This window comes from Pseudoxanthomonas sp. X-1, assembly GCF_020042665.1.
In the GTDB taxonomy this organism is placed as follows: Bacteria; Pseudomonadota; Gammaproteobacteria; order Xanthomonadales; family Xanthomonadaceae; genus Pseudoxanthomonas_A; species Pseudoxanthomonas_A spadix_A.
Map to the genome: position 1 here is coordinate 2,344,854 of NZ_CP083376.1, position 15,477 is coordinate 2,360,330.

A 15,477-nucleotide genomic window follows, 5' to 3' on the forward strand; every position below is an offset into this window, starting at 1 on the left:
GGGTCCATCGCGGTCCGTGCAAGTATCGAGACCGGCCTAATGCTGGAGCCGCACGGCAAGCTCGGTGTCGCGCATCGGGAACGACCTCCGTCATTGATGGCGATCTCCCACCAGCCTGTTCGTGTTGAAGCGGCTTATCAGCCATCCCCAGGGCTCCTATCTTGTACTGGACCTCATGGGAAACCACCGATGAAGACATGGTTGATCGCTGATGTGCCATCCGGTTCTGGCGGTGCCGCGGACAGGAAGCTGTTACCGGGGCGACCCGACCGGATGGCGGCGTGCGTGCGACCGGAAGCGCGCCTGCGAAGGGAGGACAGGGCATGAAGTGGTCGCTCGCACTCCTGCTTGCGGCGACGTCCATTGCCGCCAAAGCCGGCGAACCCGTGCCCGTCCCTGCCCGGCCCAATCTGGTTGCAGGCACATGGCGCATGGCGGCTGCCACCCTGGAGACCGCGGGCACCACCCAGCGGCCTTATGGCGAGCATCCGCAAGGCATGCTCGTCTTCACCATCGACATGCATTTCGTCGAAGTGCTGACCGATGGCGACACCCCGCGCTTCGCGTCAGATGCCCGCGGCGGGGGCACCGACGATGAGAACAGACGCGCCATGGCATCCAGCATCGGCTTCTTCGGCACTTACTCGGTAGACGAGCACGGTCGTTTCGCCGGCAACCGCGTCGAGGGCGCCACTTTTCCGAACTGGGTGGGCAGCGTGCGGACCAGGCGGGACCTGCAGCTGACCGTCGAGGGGGACCGGATGTACGAGACGTTCACTCGCCCGGACGGAGGACGGGTGAGCGCGGAGTTCGTGCGGGTGCGCTAGTCCGCATGGGGCGTCGGGAAGAATTCATGGCACGAGGTCCCCCGACGGTACCGCCAATGCCGGACCAGCCTTCAGGCGCTTCCCCCATCCTGCGCAACCTCCCTGCGTCCTTGGCGGGAGGCATGCCGAACATACGGGCATAGTCGCGACTGAATTGCGAGGGACTCTCGTAGCCGACGCGATATCCGGCGCTCGCCGCGTCCATGGCCTCGACCACCATGAGCCTGCGTGCCTGCTGCAATCGCAACTGGCTACGGAACTCCAGCGGACTCATCGACGTGACGGCCTTGAAGTGCAGATGGAAAGCGGAACGGCTCATGCCGGCGATATCCGCGATCTCTTCGATCCGGCATGCTTCGCTGTAATGCTGCCTGATCCAGTCGATGGCTCTTGCGATCTGGTTCAAACGGCTGTCCGCGGTCGCCATCTGCCGGACGATGCCGCTGCCTGAGTCGGTGAGCAGACGATAGAGGATCTCCCGGACCACCAGCGGGGCCAACGCTTCGATGTCGCTCGGCTGGTCGAGCAACGCCGCAAGCCGTGCCGCCGCGTCCAACAGCTCGGGCGTGGCACTGTTGAGGACAAGGCCGGCGGACGGCAGGGGGTCCTGCGCATGCGGTGCGGGATGACGCAGGGCGAGATCGCTCAGCTCGGCCATGTCCAGATCGAGCACCAGGCACAGGTACGGGACAGCCTCGCTGGCCTCGATGACCGAGCCGGTAACCGGCAGATCGACCGATGCGAGCAGGTACCTGGTCGGGTCGTACACATAGGCGTGCGTCCCCAGCATCACCCGCTTCCGCCCCTGCGCGACGAGGCAGAGCGTCGGCTCGTACACCACGGGCATTGGCATGGTGGGCGCGCGCGAGCACACCAGGCGCACGCCCGGAATGGGCGTGTCGTGCATGCCATCGTCCCGCGCATGACGACCCAGGATATCGGCGAGCTTTGTCAGCGAGTCCATGATCACGTCCTCAGTGGGCCGGCGCGCCAGCAAGCGAGAAAGCACTCGCTGGACGATCGTACAAGAACGCCGGACGATCCCGCTACAGGCCTGCGGCGTGTCGACAGCAGACTGCGTCCATGCAAGTTAGTCCTGCCCAACGACGCAATGCGCGCTCGAATCGAAGCTGGCCTGTGCACCCCATCGGCGCATGGCGGTCGACGCAGGATGTTGTGTCCACTCATGCCGAAGGAGAGCCGTGATGCGGATCATGCCGGTCGCCCTGGTGCTGGCCGCGATGGCGGGCACCCCGCTTCAGACCGCCGCGAAGACAGGAATCGAACCGCGGCCGGAGACGTGCGCCGCCAGCGGTCCGGGGAGCCCCGGCGCGCTTCATCGCGAATGGATCATGGTGGGATGGGAAAAGCGTCGCGGCGATCCTCCGTTCGACTTCCGCCAGAGGCTGGGACACCTCTATCACTGGACCTCCAGCGACGTCCGGCTCTACGACGATTTCGATCCTCAGCACCGTGTGGCGCGCAGCGCGGGCGAATGGGCCTCGATCTGGACAGCACCTTTCACCGCGCTGAGGTCGGCCCGGCACAACATCACCGATGGTCCGGATGTCGTGGACGGCGATGCCCTGTCCGCCTCCACCCTCGAATTCGCTGCGCGCCTCGAAACGGCACAGGGGGAGATCGTCGGCATCAGGGCGCGTTCCTCGCTGGTCTGGCAGTGCACGTCCACTGGCTGGAGGATCGTGCGTGAGCACACCTCCACCCGCCGGGTGTCGCGCCAGGACATCGACGCGATCGTCCCTGCCCGCGATTGAGTTCGCGGCGGCAGAAAGGCGGTACTGATGGCCCCACCCCACGCACACCGTCATCTCCGGGAGCACACGACATGAGCAAACCAGGATCCATCAAGGCTGCGGCACTGGCGCTGGCCATGCTGATCAGCGCTTGCGCGCTGGCCCGGCCCGTCGATTCGACAGCCGAGCGAAATCGCCAATTCGTCGCGCAGGCGTTCGAGAAGTGGGCCGCAGGCGGCGGGACGTTCTTCCAGGACGTCCTGGCGGACGACGTGGTGTGGACCATCAAGGGAACGAGCCCGGCAGCCGGGAGCTACGAGGGACGGGACATGTTCCTGAAACAGGCGGTCGCCCCCTTCGCGGCGCGCCTGTCCTCGCCGGTCCGGCCCACGGTAAAGGGCATCTGGGCGCAGGGCGACCACGTCATCGTGCATTGGGACGGTGACGCCATGGCGGCCGACGGAAGGCGTTACAGCAACAGTTATGTGTGGATTCTCCGGATGGCGAATCTGCGCGCAAGCAAGGTCACCGCGTTTCTCGACCTGGTGCCCTACGACGATGTCATCAGGCGAATTCCGATCGAGCGACAGGGAGACAATCAAATGCACAAGCATCCTTACATCGGCATGTGGGTGACCGCCGACGGGCGCATTCGTCAGGCGCTTCTCGCGAGCGGCCGCTACGACGAGGCGCGCGGCAGCCGGGAAAGCGCCTATCAGGGTCGTTACGAGGTGAAAGGAAACCGGATCGATTACTGGGACGACTCCGGATTCACAGCGGATGGCATCTTCGTCGACGAGAACACGCTCCATCACGGCGGGATGATCTTTCGTCGCCAGTAACCCCTGCTTTTTGCGGCGCTTTCAACTGTTGGCGCGAGGCTGCGTCGTGCCGCTCGCGCCCGCAACGCCCTCCCTTGCGCCGGAGGCCGAACCATAGGGAAGGACCCCCGCCCTCCCCTATGGCCGCGCGCTGCACCTCGCCCGGCTCGGAAGATTGACTGCTCGTCTTCTTCGCAATGGCCGCATTCGCGCCCGAGCGGATCGCGCTTGCGATGCCATAACGCACACCGTCTTGCCGCCGTCCCGATCACCTGATCGCTGGGCCGCCCTGGACACATCGCTTCGCAAATCCAGGCGATTGCATCGTTGGCCACACGCCCGCCGTCGCTGACCGATGGTCATGTGATGACGCACCGCCTGGTCGAGGCCGACGGCGGTCGGTCCACGACGATGCTGCGGCTTCAGCTGCGTCCCCGAAGCATTAATCGCTTCTTAAAGTCGGCGCCCCAGATTGGGAGTGCCTGCTCTCCCGTACGCAGGCCATCGCCTCCGCCCTCCTCCGCGCTCCATGAGCGCTGAGGAACGAGCACTCCCATGGCTGTCCAGGAGACTTCCCCGTGAACAAGAGCGCCATGCCAACGTCGGGCCGATTTCGGCCGCTCCATCGCCTGTTCAATCTTCATCACGAGGAGACCTGGCCGGTCCTGATCGCCGCGCTGTTCTTCTTCTGCGTGCTGACAGCGCTGATGCTGCTGCGGCCAGCGCGGGACGCCCTCGGCATGGAACGCGGCATCGAGAGCATCCGCTGGCTGTTCGTCGGCACCGCGTTGGCGACGCTGGCGGTCAATCCGGTGTTCGGTTGGCTGGTCTCACGTTTGCGACGGCTGCAGTTCGTCGGTGCGACCTACGGCTTCTTCGTGCTGAGCCTGGTGGGATTCTGGGCGCTGCTGGTGTTCGCGCCGGGCGCCGTGGGCCAGCGAAGCGGGCAGGTGTTCTATGTCTGGTTCAGCGTATTCAACCTGTTCGTGACCATGGTGTTCTGGGCGCTGCTGGCGGATCGTTTCACGAGTGATCAGGGCAAGCGCTTGTTCGCGCTGATCTCCGTCGGCGGCACGCTGGGCGCGATCTTCGGCCCCTGGCTCACCTCGCGCCTGGCCGAGCCGCTCGGCACCCCGGGCCTGCTGCTGGTGGCGGGCGGGTTCCTGCTTGCGTCACTGACCCTCGCATGGCTGCTCATGCGCGTGAGGCCGGACAGCAGCGCCGCCAGCCAGCGGCTTTCTGTGACGCGTCACGAGGCGGCGGACCCGCGCATCGGCGGCGGCGCGTGGGCCGGCCTGGCCGCGGTGTTCCGCTCGCGCTACCTGACCGCCATCGCCGGCTACGTCGTGCTGATGACCGTGCTCGCGACCTTCATCTACTTCACGCGTCTGCAGATGGTCGCCGCGGTCACCGACGACACGGATGCGCGTGCGGCCATCCTGGGTAACATCGACATGTGGACACAGGTGGCCGTGCTTGCGCTGCAGGTCACGCTGACCGGCAAGCTCATCCAGCGGTTCGGTCTGGGCGTGGCGCTGGCGATCCTGCCCGCCGCTATGGCGCTGGGCTTCATCGGGCTGGCGATCTATGGCTCGTTCGTTGTGCTGGTGCTGCTGGAGGCCAGCAACCGTGCCGTGCAGCGCGGCATCACCCGGCCGGCGCGCGAGGCGCTGTTCACCGTGGTCAGCCGCGAGGACAAGTACAAGGCCAAGGCCTTCGTCGACACCTTCATGTACCGCGCGGGAGACGTCGTCGGAGCGCAGGCCGAGGGCGTCCTCGGCCGGCTCGGGCTGGCCCTCGGCGGCCTGGCCAGCATCGTCGTGCCACTGGCCGTCGCCTGGGCCGCCATCGGCCTGTGGCTGGGCCGCGCGCAGGCCCGACATGCCGCCTCCGCGGCGCCGACGTCCGATTCCACCTTACGCAAAGCATCCGCGCAGGATCGCCCGCGCTCGCCGCATGCGTCCCCCGCCGCAGATGAGGCTTGACGACACCCGCACCGACAGTCCGCTGCCCGAACGGTATGGCGACGGCCCTGGCGGCGTCACGCCAGGCCGCAAACGCCGCTTCCTGTGCTCACGCAACACCCACTCCCATCCCTCGCGAGGACTCGCCCATGCTCAACGAACCCATCCCTTCCCGCACGCCGCGCTCTTCCCGCTGGCGCCGCTGGCTCGCCGCCCTTGGTCTGCTGCTGGGCAGCGTGTCCACCGTCGGCGCGACCGCGCAGACCCCGCCACCGCCCGCCTGGAGCACGGCCGACATGCCCTCGCAGAAGGGGCGCATCTTCCTGGTCACAGGCGGAACCAGCGGCATGGGATTCGAGGATGCCAAGGCCCTGGCGGCGGCAGGCGCCCGCGTGATCATCGCCGCGCGCAACGCGGAGCGCGGACAGGAGGCGATCGACAGGATCCGGCAGGACATTCCGGCGGCGCAGGTGCAGTTTGAAAGGCTGGACCTTTCCAGCCTGTCCTCGGTTCGGGACCTCGGCAGGCGCCTGGGCGCTTCCCTCCCCAGGCTGGATGGCTTGATCAACAACGCGGCCATCATGGCGACGCCCGAGCGCGCGACGTCGGTGGATGGCCTGGAAATGCAGTTCGCCACCAACTACGCCGGCCACTTCGTCCTCACCGCCGAGCTGCTGCCCCTGCTGCGCAAGAGCGACGCGCCACGCGTGGTGACCTTGTCCAGCGTCGCGGTGCATCGCGGCACGCTGAACCTCGACGACCTGCAGTCGTCCGGCGCCTATGAGCCCATGACGACGTACGCGCAGTCGAAGCTGGCCTGCCTGATGTTCGCCTTCGAGCTGCAGCGTCGCAGCGATGCCGCGGGATGGGGCATCCAGAGCATGGCCGCGCATCCCGGCGTGGCGGTCACGGAGCTGGTGGCGCGCGGCCCGGGCCTGGACAGCCCACAGGGACGCCAATGGGCCAGCCACCGGGAGCACTACCAGACCGCGGCGCAGGGCGCCATTCCCACGCTGTACGCGGCGACCGCGCCTACGGCGCAGGGCGGCGTCTACTACGGGCCGACCGGGCCCAATGAAATCTCCGGACCGCTGGGTCTGGCCACTGTTCCCGCCATCGCCCGCGACACGGCGGCGGCCGCCAGACTGTGGGAGTTGAGCGAGGAGATCACCGGCGCACGTTTCCCGCAGCCCGTCCCCACCCGCACGCGATGACGTGACGTCGATCGCGATGTTCGCCCCGGCATGCGGCGGCTCGCCCGCCGCCTCGCCGACCCAGGCAGGCCGCGGGACGTCGCAGGCCGTCCCACACCCGGGAGCGGGCCAGCTCTTTGTCCACCTGCCGGACCGGCGGCGCCGTCTTCACCGCATGCATCGCGATTTTCTTCGGAGATACGGCCACCGGACGGACGCCCATGATCGATGCGCGTCCGCCCTGCCCGCTGCCTGCAGGCCCGCCTTCCCTTCCACGGATGAAATGGCTCCGTTGAGGAGCCACATGGGGCCGTGACCTCAGCCCGCGAGGCTTGGGCAGCTAGGCTCGGCCCCGTGTCCAGTCGAAGAGCGCATCGAACACCGGCCCGAGCCGCCGCGCTTCCTCGGTGATTTCGTATTCCACCCTGGGCGGGACTTCGGGATAGAGCGTCCTGCGCACCAGGCCATCCTTCTCGAGTTCCCGAAGCTGCATGGTGAGCATGTGCTGGGTCACCCCCGGCACGGCGCGACGCAGCTCGTTGAAGCGATGCGTCCCGTGGCTGAGCACCCACAAGATCTCAAGCTTCCATTTGCCGCCGAACACCGCAATCGCTTCACGAATCTGGGCATGGAGCGCGGCAGCGTGTTCCTCGCTGGGACACGAATCAACAGTATGGTCAGGCATACCAGGTCTGCAAGATGATCCTTCTTGTCCAGAAAACTATACGCGCTTAGTTTGCTGCGGGCACCGACCGCTTGGCCTGTGCAGACCCCGCTCACGCATAGACTCGGACATGAAAATTCTGCACATCGATTCCAGCATTCAAGGCGACAGTTCCATCAGCCGCCGCCTGTCGGCCGCCATCGTCAGCCGGCTCCTGGCCGTAGCGCCGGACAGCAGGGTGACGTACCGGGATCTGGCGATGGAGCCGCTCCCGCAGTTCTCGCCCGAAGTCGTGGCCGCCATGCAGGACAACGATGGACACGGGAAAAGCGCCGAAGTCATGGCGCGCCTGCGCGAAGCATTGGATGAGCTGCTCGCGGCCGACACGATCGTCGTCGGCGCGCCGATGTACAACTTCAGCATCCCCACCCAGCTCAAGTCCTGGCTGGACGCGATCGCCGTGCCCGGGAAGACCTTCAGCTATGGCGCCGAAGGCGTGACGGGGCTGCTCGGGGACAAGCGCGTCATCGTCGCCTCGGCCCGCGGCGGCCTCTACGAACAGGGCTCGCCTGCCGCTGCCGCCGAACATCATGAGACCTACCTGCGCGCCTTCTTCGGCTTTCTCGGCGTCACGCGGTTCGAGGTCGTTCGCGCCGAAGGCGTTCGCCTGGATCCGCAGATCGCCGCGCAGGCTGTGAGCGACGCGCTGGCCCAGGCCTCGCAGCTGCTGCCGGCATGACGCCCGCCGGCGAGGCCGACCGGAACCGCAGTCAACCGGATTAATGTCCGCCCCGCCGGCCGGCTGCCAGGATGGCATGCCAGCTCGACCGACCGCCGCGCAGGACGCCCGGCTGCGGAACAACGACTATCGATCACGCATGGCGCCGGCCGGTCGAACGCGGCGCCGAGGTGCAGGCATCCACCGCGGCGTCATCCGGGCGGCGGAGCGCCGAAACGATCCTCGTACAACCGCGCCACCCAGTCGATGAAGACTCTCACGCGGGGTGACAACTGGCGATGCAACGGGTACATCGCGGACACCGGCAGCCCTGTGCTCGACCAATCTCCCAGCACCTGCACGAGACGACCATCGCGCAGCTCGTCCTCGACGTGGAAGCGCGGCAGCTGAATCAGGCCGCAGCCCTGCAGCGCGCATGTCACGTAGCTTTCCGCGTCGTTGACCGCGATCCACCCGCCCAGCTCGAACGCCCTGACCTGCCCATCGACGATGAGTTCGAACGGGTAGTTGCGGTCATGGCTGCTGGCGAAGAAGCCCACGGCCTGATGCGAGGACAACGCATCGGGATCTCGAGGCGTGCCGAAGTTCCGCAGGTAGTCCGGGCTTGCACAGATGACCTCCGGCATCACGGCCAGGCGCCGCGCGACCAGTGACGAGTCCTTGGGCGTGCCGGCACGCACGACGCAGTCGATTCCCTCACGGACAAGATCCACCAGGCGATCGCCGCTGCTGATGACCAGATCCATCCTCGGATAGAGGCGGCGGAACTCATCGATGCGCGGCAGCACGATCCGCGTCGCGTGGGTGCCATGCAGGTCCAGACGCAGGATGCCACGCGGGTCCGCGACATTCGTGCGCAGTGAGGACTCGGCGTCGTCCAGGTCTGCCAGCAGTTGCACGCAGCGCTCATAGAACGCTTGGCCATCCAGGGTCGGGCGCACCTGACGGGTCGTGCGCTCGAGCAGGCGCGTGCCCAGCCTCGCCTCCAGTTCCTTCATCGCATGGGTGGCGGTGGCGCGCGGGATCCCGAGCGCACCGGCGGCCCGGGTGAAGCTGCCCAGTTCGACGATTCGGGTGAGCAGCCGGAAAGAGTCGAAACGATCCATCTCCTATTGTTGTCGATTTTTGAATGTAATTGCCAACATTCGATTGTTTATCCAGAAGCCGACAACGATCAGCATGGACGCCGTCCCCACCCGCCTCGCGGGCGCCCCATGGAGTACGAAATGAGCGCGATCCATCACCGCAGTCCCCAGTCCGCCCTCCCCGGCCCTCCGCTACGGGTCGCCATCGTCGCCGGTGGTTCGCGTGGCATCGGCCGCGCGATCGTGCGTCGCCTGGCGGCCGATGGTTTCGCCGTGGTCATCAACTACACCGGCAACGCGTCCGCGGCGGAATCGGTCGCGCAGGAGGTGCGCGCGGGCGGCGGCGACGCGGTCGTCGTCCAGGCGGATGTCTGCCGCCCGGAAGATGTGGCGCGCCTGTTCGCGGCCGCGCAGGACGCCTTCGGCCAGACCGATGTGGTCGTCAACAGCGCCGGCATCATGCCCATGGCGCCCATCGAAGAATCCAGCCTTGCCGACTTCGACCGCGTCATCGCCGTCAACCTGCGCGGCAGCTTCCTGATGCTGGCGCAGGCCGCGCACCACTTGCGCGAAGGCGGTCGGATCATCGCCCTGTCCACCAGCGTGATCGCCAAATCCTTTCCCGGCTACGGGCCCTACATCGCCTCCAAGGCCGGGGTCGAGGGCCTGGTGCCTGTGCTGGCCAACGAACTGCGCGGCCGGGGCATCACCGTCAACGCGATCGCCCCGGGGCCGGTGGGCACCGAGCTGTTCTTCGCCGGCAAGACGGCCGAGCAGATCGCGCACATCAGCCAGCTCGCCCCGCTCGGGCGCCTCGGCACGCCGGAGGACATCGCGGCCGCGGTCGCCTTCCTGGCCGGACCGGAGGGAGGCTGGGTCAATGCCCAGGTCCTGCGCGTCAACGGCGGCTACGCCTGATCACGATTCCCACCGCACGACGCAAGCGCGTCCTGGAGACTTTCCATGAAGGCTCATCCGAAGCACGTCATCCTCGTCACCGGCGCCTCCAGCGGCTTCGGCGCCCTGTCGGCGCGAGCGCTCGCACGGGCGGGCCATATCGTCTATGCGAGCATGCGCGAGACCGCGGGCCGCAACGCTGCGCAGGTGCAGGCCGCACGCGACGATGCGGACAAGCAGCGCATCGATCTGCGCACGATCGAACTGGATGTCCAGTCGCAGGCCTCCGCCGATCGGGCGATCGCACGCATCGTTGGCGAGACTGGCCGACTCGACGTGGTGATGCATAACGCGGGGCACATGGCGTTCGGCCCGGCCGAGGCCTTCACGCCCGAGCAGTATGCCCAGCTCTACGACATCAACGTTCTCGGCGCGCAGCGCGTCAACCGCGCGGCAGTGCCGCACCTACGCCAACAGGGACGTGGCCTGGTGTTGTGGATCGGCAGCAGCAGCCATCGCGGTGGCACCCCACCCTATCTCGCGCCGTACTTCGCGGCGAAGGCCGCGATGGACGCGCTCGCGGTCAGCTACGCCGCAGAACTCACGCGGTGGGGGATCGAATCCTCGATCGTGGTACCCGGCGCGTTCACCAAGGGCACCCAGCACTTCGCCCACCCTGCCGTGCCGGCCGATACCGACCGTCTCGCCGAATACGATGCGGGCCCAACTCAGGGCCTCGCCCAGGAAATCCTCAGCGGGCTCGCCGCTTGCGAGCCACCGGACGCGGACGTGGCGGCCGTGGCACAGGCCGTGGTCGACGTCGTCGATTCGCCGTTCGGGAAACGGCCCTTCCGCATCCACGTCGATCCCTCCAGCGACGGTTGCGAGGTGGTGAACGTGGTGGCCGACCGGATCCGCGCCGAGTTCCTGCGCCGCATCCGGCTCGGCGATCTGCTGACACCGCGGGACGCTGCCCCAGCCGAGGGGGTGTCCCATGGCGCATGATGCCGGCGTCGCCAGGGAGTTCAAGATCACACTGGGCGAATCGGTCATCGCCACGTGCGCGGCCACGATCAGTGCGCTGGTGCTGGAGGTCCCGGTGTGGGCGATGTTCGTCGGATGGATCTCCTACTTCACGCGCGGGGTCAATCTCCGCCAAGGGCTGGTCAATCTGGTCTGCGTGTTCATCGGACTCGGCCTGGGAATCGCGGCGGGCGCGGCGACCCACGCCCTCACGCCTCATCTCGGTCCGGTGGCCCTCACGGCCGTCGTGTTCGCCATGTCGCTCGTGGTGCTGTCGCTACGGCATCTGCCGGTGTTCAACAACCTGCTCGGCTTCTTTCTCGGACTGGTCGCCTTCTTCGCTTCGCACCAGCCGCCCTCGTGGGTCGCATTCGCGGACCTGGCCATGGCCGCGGCGGTCGGCACGACGGCCGCCTGGATCGCCGTCCTGCTTCAACGGCGAGCACTGCGCGCAGACGCCCGGGCCTGACACGCCTGGCATTCCCCGGTCGATCGCTCCCACGGCATCGCGCAGGCCGCAACGACGTCACAGCTCGCCGGCGCGATCGCAAACCATTCCTTGCCGGTGGGGTCGGCGCCATCCATCCCACAAAAAACGCGGCCGCCCCGGCCGTTGCCCTCCTGGAGGACACGATGCAGCTTCCTACTCCGCCCGATACCGCCCACCCTGCCGCCGCGGGGCCGCCGCTGATCTTTCCTCATCTGAGCGGCCTGTACGCGCGTGCCGAGCCCGCCGCCTATGCGCTGTTGCGTGGCGTGTTCGGCGTGGTGCTGATGACCCATGGCCTGCCCAAGCTGCTGCGGACTTCGCATGGCTCGATGGCCGACCCGATGGCAGGCTCGATCCAGCTGATCGAGAACGTCCTGCGTCTGCCGGCGGCACCCGCGCTGGCCTTGTTCGTCGCCCTGCTCGAAGGCGTGGGTGGCGCGCTGCTTGCCATCGGCCTCGGCACGCACGCCATCGCGGCCATGGTGACTGTGCAGATGCTCGCGATCTGCGTGGCACTGGGCCCGACGTGGCCCTGGATCGATCGCGGTATCGAGTTTCCATTCCTGATGATGTTCCTCGCGATCTTCATGGCCTTCAAGGGGAGCGGCCCCTGGTCGCTGGACCGTGCTCTCGGCCGCGAGCTTTGAGGCCACGCTCGACCCGCCGCCGCCGAACGGCCCCACGGGTCGGCGGCCAACCGCGCGGTCGGTGCGCGTTGAAGACGCCACAGGTCACGATGCGCTACAGCATGTGATTCCGTCCAAGGATGTGACTTCCGGCGCGTGACACCGGTACCAGGGTCTTCTCCAATTACATCCTCCAGGGGCAATGGCAAGGATTCGGACATGAAGATTGCCAGGCGCACAGCTGCCGTGTTGTTCCTGCTCGCCGCGGCGACAGCAGGCGCGAAGGAGAATGCGGATGGGCAGGTCCGCAGCGCGGATGCAAGGTTCTGGCAGGCGTACAACACCTGCGACATGAAGGCGATGGGCGATCTGCTGACCGCCGACGTCGAGTTCTATCACGACAAGACCGGACTGACGGTCTCCCGCGAAGCGGTCGTTGAATCATTGCATAAAGGCCCCTGCGGAACTCCCGGAATGCGGCTGCGGCGTGAAGCGGTGGCTGGAAGCCTGGAATTCCATCCGCTCGCCGGTGGCTATGCCATCCTCTCCGGCAGGCACCGCTTCTATGTCGAGGAGGCAGGCAAACCCGAGCGCCTCGATGGGCAAGCCGACTTCACCAGCGTATGGAAACGCGACGATGGCCAATGGCGCATGCACCGCGTGCTGAGCTATGACCATGGTCCCGTCCCCTACACGCCGCCCCGCGTCACGATGGCGCTTCCGTCTTCGACGCTCGCGACCTACGCCGGCCGCTATCGTTCGCCCCGTATCGGCGACATTCTCGTCTCCGTCGAGGGCGACCATCTCAAGCTCACCGCCGGCAGTTTTGTCGCCACGCTCTATCCGGAGACGCCAACGCGCTTCTTCGCCATGGAGCGCGACCTGCGCTTCGATTTCGAAAGCGGCGGGGATGGCGACGTGCGGGCGCTGGCCGTCTATGAGAACGGCAAGGTGAGCGAACGTGCCGCGCGCGCCGGATCGAACTAGACGCGGGTGTTGGCCACTAATCGACAGGAAGGCAGCATGGGATTGTCGACCGGATCATCGGTTCGGTCGCGTCTCCGGCGACATGCCTGACCCTCACATCGCCGGCCGCGTCGCCGGAGGCCTCGGGTCAGGTGACCGCTAGCGGCCTTGGCCGGCGCGGGAATCGGCCCCCGGAACGGCGGGGATCCGGATCTCGACGCCAAAACCGCGGCCGTCGAGTCCAACGCCGCAATGCAGCCGCCCGCCATGCGAGGCGACCACGCGCTCGACCAGGGACAGCCCCATGCCGATGCCCTGCGCACGATGCCCGGTGCCGGCACGATAGAACCGCTCGAAGACCCGCTCGCGCTCGCCTTCGGCGATGCCCGGACCGTCGTCGGCGACGCGCAGGACGGCCGTCCGCGCGGGCCCCTCGCCGTCGACCCCGGTGTGCAGCCGCACGCGGGTGCCGGGCCCGCCGTGTCGCAGCGCGTTGTCGAGCAGGTTCCTGACCAGGATTCCCAGATCGTCGATGTCGCCATGCACCGGCGCGTGCCCGCCTTCGATCTCGATCGACTGGCCGGTGCGCAGCGCGAACAGTTCGAATTCGTCGGCGACCATTCCCACCACCAGCGCCAGATCCACATCGGTCGCGCGCGAAGCGCCACCGCCGCCCTCCACCCGCGCGGCGTCGAGCAACTGCTGGGCCAACCGCGAGGTGCGCTCGATCCCGGCGACCAGGTGGTCGAGCGCCTCGCGCGCCTCCTCGCGATCGCCGGCGTGCTGCAGCACCTGCGCCTGGGCCAGCAACGCCGCAAGCGGCGTGCGCAGTTCGTGCGCGGCCTCGTCGAGGAACTGACGCTCGTGCCGCAGCGCCTGCGCCAGCCGCGCCATCAACTGGTTGAACGAGCGCACCAGCGGCGTGAACTCGTCCGGAAGTCCGCGTTCGGGCAGCGGCGCCAGATCCAGCGGCGCACGCCTGGCGAGCGATTCGCTCACCCGCACCACGGGCCGCAGCGACCAGCGGATCACCAGCCAGACCGCGATGGCGATGAACAACAGCAGCAGCAGCGCGGTACCGAGGCTGACGCCGAACCATCGCCGCAGCTCCGCCCGCAGCGCGGCCCGCGGCAGACCGACCTGCACCTGGACCCGCGCGCCGGCGTCGCTGAGCGAGAACACGCGCCAGGGCGCGCCGGCGATGTTCACCTCCGCGAAACCGTCCGCGAAGTCCGGCCTCATCGCGTGCGCCGGCGCCGGCCGCGAGGACATGAGGCGCCGGCCGGTGCCGCGCTCCCAGACCTGGAAACCAAGCGCGGCGAACTTGCCGCTGCCCTGCCTGGCTTCGCCACCGAGCACGAACTGCCGCTGCTGGCCCGCGGTCGCGATGTCCGTCGGCAGCGAATACAGGATCTGTTCGGCGACGTTGCGCAGCATGCCATCGACCTCGCCGTCCTGCCGCGATGTCATCTCCAGGAACTGCATCAGAAACCAACCGCCCCACGCCGCCAGCAGCACCGCCGCCAGCGCGACCAGCAACCGCGTCCGCAGCGCGCGCATCAGTCCTCGCTCCCGGCGCGGTAGCCGAAGCCGAGTTCCGTCAGGACCACCTCGTCGCCGAGCTTGCGCCGCAGCTGGTGCACGTACACCGCGACCGTATTGCTGCCGATCTCCGCGTCGCCGCCGTAGAGCCGGTCTCGCAGCTGGTCACGGCTGAGCACCCGGCCGCGCGCCTGCAGCAGGGCCACCAGGATGTTGTACTCGCTCGCACTCAGGCTCACCCGCTTGCCGCCACGGGTCACCGTCCTGGCCGCCGGATCGACCTCGACATCGCGCCAGCGCAGCAGCGGCGTCACCTCGCCGCGACTGCGCCGCAGCACCGCGCGCAGCCGGGCGAGCATCTCATCGCGCTGGAACGGCTTGACGATGTAGTCGTCGGCGCCGGCGTCCAGCCCACGAACGCGGTCGCTGAGCTGGTCGCGGGCGGTGATGATCAGCACGGGCGTCGGGTCATAGCGGCTGCGCATCATCGTCAGCACTTCCAGTCCCGAGCCCCCGGGCAGCCCCAGGTCGAGCAGCACCGCGGCGAAAGCATGGTCGACCAGGGCGGCCCGTGCCGAAGCCGCGTCCTCACAGTGGGCAACGCGCCAACCCTCCTGGCCGAGCGCGGCCGTCAGCGCACGCCCGAGCATGTGGTCGTCTTCGATGAGGAGCAGTTCTTCCATGGCGGCGCAGGCTGAAGAGAAGCGGTCGGCGATGTTCCGATGCCGGCATTAATACCGGATTAAACGCCGCGCTCAAAACCCGTTGGACCGACCGCCGCGACGGGGCTCACCGCACGCGCGCCCACGCCATCGCCTTAAACGCAAATTAATCGCGCCCGCCGAACTTGGCCGCGTCCGCAACCGTTCCTCCTTCCCCAAACCCC

Annotated in this window: 14 protein-coding genes and 3 pseudogenes; 12 read left to right on the forward strand and 5 right to left on the reverse strand. The window is 67.7% G+C overall.

The window, feature by feature from the left end; genetic code table 11:
* The first annotated feature begins 323 nt into the window (after window positions 1-323).
* Window positions 324-827, forward strand: a complete 504-nt coding sequence (locus tag LAJ50_RS10385; RefSeq protein WP_130553034.1) for a lipocalin-like domain-containing protein — start codon at window positions 324-326, stop codon at window positions 825-827.
* 91 nt (window positions 828-918) lie between these two features.
* Here LAJ50_RS10385 and LAJ50_RS10390 read toward each other — a convergent pair.
* Window positions 919-1,791, reverse strand: a pseudogene (locus LAJ50_RS10390) (AraC family transcriptional regulator); the annotation flags it as partial.
* A gap of 241 nt (window positions 1,792-2,032) precedes the next feature.
* Between LAJ50_RS10390 and LAJ50_RS10395 the strand changes: the two are divergent.
* The 5 genes and pseudogenes from LAJ50_RS10395 (at window position 2,033) to LAJ50_RS10415 (ending at window position 6,580) form a co-directional block, all read left to right on the forward strand.
* The gene (locus LAJ50_RS10395; RefSeq protein WP_205961493.1) at window positions 2,033-2,602 is read left to right on the forward strand and encodes a hypothetical protein; all 570 of its coding nucleotides are present in this window, start codon (window positions 2,033-2,035) and stop codon (window positions 2,600-2,602) included.
* Between the two features lie 116 nt (window positions 2,603-2,718).
* Window positions 2,719-3,078, forward strand: a pseudogene (locus tag LAJ50_RS10400) (nuclear transport factor 2 family protein); the annotation flags it as partial.
* Window positions 3,065-3,423: pseudogene (locus LAJ50_RS20280) on the forward strand (Atu4866 domain-containing protein). The pseudogenes LAJ50_RS10400 and LAJ50_RS20280, both read left to right, overlap by 14 nt.
* Window positions 3,424-3,980: 557 nt before the next feature.
* On the forward strand, window positions 3,981-5,387 hold the full coding sequence (locus LAJ50_RS10410) for an MFS transporter (RefSeq protein WP_205961492.1): 1,407 nt from the start codon (window positions 3,981-3,983) through the stop codon (window positions 5,385-5,387).
* A 128-nt stretch (window positions 5,388-5,515) separates the two neighbouring features.
* A complete protein-coding gene (locus LAJ50_RS10415; RefSeq protein ID WP_138651053.1) occupies window positions 5,516-6,580 on the forward strand; it encodes an SDR family oxidoreductase in 1,065 nt (354 codons plus the stop codon).
* A gap of 319 nt (window positions 6,581-6,899) precedes the next feature.
* Here LAJ50_RS10415 and LAJ50_RS10420 read toward each other — a convergent pair whose 3' ends face one another.
* The gene (locus tag LAJ50_RS10420; RefSeq protein WP_138651052.1) at window positions 6,900-7,244 is read right to left on the reverse strand and encodes a helix-turn-helix domain-containing protein; all 345 of its coding nucleotides are present in this window, start codon (window positions 7,242-7,244) and stop codon (window positions 6,900-6,902) included.
* Window positions 7,245-7,353: 109 nt separating this feature from the next.
* On the opposite strand from LAJ50_RS10420, the gene LAJ50_RS10425 reads away from it, so the two are divergent.
* Window positions 7,354-7,962: an FMN-dependent NADH-azoreductase gene (locus tag LAJ50_RS10425; RefSeq protein WP_138651051.1), complete on the forward strand. Its 609-nt coding sequence runs from the start codon at window positions 7,354-7,356 to the stop codon at window positions 7,960-7,962.
* A 191-nt stretch (window positions 7,963-8,153) separates the two neighbouring features.
* Here the strand turns inward: LAJ50_RS10425 and LAJ50_RS10430 are convergent, their stop codons facing one another.
* Window positions 8,154-9,068, reverse strand: coding sequence for a LysR family transcriptional regulator (locus LAJ50_RS10430; protein WP_138651050.1), 915 nt, complete (start codon window positions 9,066-9,068; stop codon window positions 8,154-8,156).
* 120 nt (window positions 9,069-9,188) lie between these two features.
* Between LAJ50_RS10430 and LAJ50_RS10435 the strand changes: the two genes are divergently transcribed.
* From LAJ50_RS10435 to LAJ50_RS10455, 5 genes are all read left to right on the forward strand, one after another.
* Window positions 9,189-9,965, forward strand: coding sequence for an SDR family oxidoreductase (locus LAJ50_RS10435; RefSeq protein ID WP_138651130.1), 777 nt, complete (start codon window positions 9,189-9,191; stop codon window positions 9,963-9,965).
* A 45-nt stretch (window positions 9,966-10,010) separates the two neighbouring features.
* On the forward strand, window positions 10,011-10,949 hold the full coding sequence (locus LAJ50_RS10440) for an SDR family NAD(P)-dependent oxidoreductase (RefSeq protein ID WP_138651049.1): 939 nt from the start codon (window positions 10,011-10,013) through the stop codon (window positions 10,947-10,949).
* A complete protein-coding gene (locus tag LAJ50_RS10445) occupies window positions 10,939-11,436 on the forward strand; it encodes a DUF1097 domain-containing protein (RefSeq protein ID WP_138651048.1) in 498 nt (165 codons plus the stop codon). Before LAJ50_RS10440 ends, LAJ50_RS10445 begins: the two co-directional genes overlap by 11 nt.
* 164 nt (window positions 11,437-11,600) lie before the next feature.
* Window positions 11,601-12,104 (forward strand): DoxX family protein, encoded by a 504-nt coding sequence (locus LAJ50_RS10450; protein WP_138651047.1) that lies wholly within the window; start codon window positions 11,601-11,603, stop codon window positions 12,102-12,104.
* Between the two features lie 198 nt (window positions 12,105-12,302).
* Window positions 12,303-13,070 carry a DUF4440 domain-containing protein gene (locus LAJ50_RS10455; RefSeq protein WP_138651046.1) on the forward strand — a complete coding sequence of 256 codons (768 nt, stop codon included), beginning with the start codon at window positions 12,303-12,305 and terminating at the stop codon, window positions 13,068-13,070.
* Window positions 13,071-13,208: 138 nt separating this feature from the next.
* Here the strand turns inward: LAJ50_RS10455 and LAJ50_RS10460 are convergent, their stop codons facing one another.
* Together LAJ50_RS10460 and LAJ50_RS10465 are read right to left on the reverse strand one after the other, a co-directional pair.
* Window positions 13,209-14,567, reverse strand: a complete 1,359-nt coding sequence (locus LAJ50_RS10460; RefSeq protein ID WP_224096292.1) for an ATP-binding protein — start codon at window positions 14,565-14,567, stop codon at window positions 13,209-13,211.
* A gap of 41 nt (window positions 14,568-14,608) precedes the next feature.
* A complete protein-coding gene (locus LAJ50_RS10465) occupies window positions 14,609-15,274 on the reverse strand; it encodes a response regulator transcription factor (protein WP_138651044.1) in 666 nt (221 codons plus the stop codon).
* Window positions 15,275-15,477: the final 203 nt, after the last annotated feature.

Excerpts from the sequence above, each read along its gene's own strand:
- LAJ50_RS10385 (WP_130553034.1), top strand. The coding sequence starts at position 324 with ATGAAGTGGTCGCTCGCACTCCTGCTTGCGGCGACGTCCATTGCCGCC.
- LAJ50_RS10395 (WP_205961493.1), top strand. The coding sequence starts at position 2,033 with ATGCGGATCATGCCGGTCGCCCTGGTGCTGGCCGCGATGGCGGGCACC.
- LAJ50_RS10415 (WP_138651053.1), top strand. The coding sequence starts at position 5,516 with ATGCTCAACGAACCCATCCCTTCCCGCACGCCGCGCTCTTCCCGCTGG.
- LAJ50_RS10420 (WP_138651052.1), bottom strand. The coding sequence starts at position 7,244 with ATGCCTGACCATACTGTTGATTCGTGTCCCAGCGAGGAACACGCTGCC.
- LAJ50_RS10425 (WP_138651051.1), top strand. The coding sequence starts at position 7,354 with ATGAAAATTCTGCACATCGATTCCAGCATTCAAGGCGACAGTTCCATC.
- LAJ50_RS10430 (WP_138651050.1), bottom strand. The coding sequence starts at position 9,068 with ATGGATCGTTTCGACTCTTTCCGGCTGCTCACCCGAATCGTCGAACTG.
- LAJ50_RS10435 (WP_138651130.1), top strand. The coding sequence starts at position 9,189 with ATGAGCGCGATCCATCACCGCAGTCCCCAGTCCGCCCTCCCCGGCCCT.
- LAJ50_RS10440 (WP_138651049.1), top strand. The coding sequence starts at position 10,011 with ATGAAGGCTCATCCGAAGCACGTCATCCTCGTCACCGGCGCCTCCAGC.
- LAJ50_RS10445 (WP_138651048.1), top strand. The coding sequence starts at position 10,939 with ATGGCGCATGATGCCGGCGTCGCCAGGGAGTTCAAGATCACACTGGGC.
- LAJ50_RS10450 (WP_138651047.1), top strand. The coding sequence starts at position 11,601 with ATGCAGCTTCCTACTCCGCCCGATACCGCCCACCCTGCCGCCGCGGGG.
- LAJ50_RS10455 (WP_138651046.1), top strand. The coding sequence starts at position 12,303 with ATGAAGATTGCCAGGCGCACAGCTGCCGTGTTGTTCCTGCTCGCCGCG.
- LAJ50_RS10465 (WP_138651044.1), bottom strand. The coding sequence starts at position 15,274 with ATGGAAGAACTGCTCCTCATCGAAGACGACCACATGCTCGGGCGTGCG.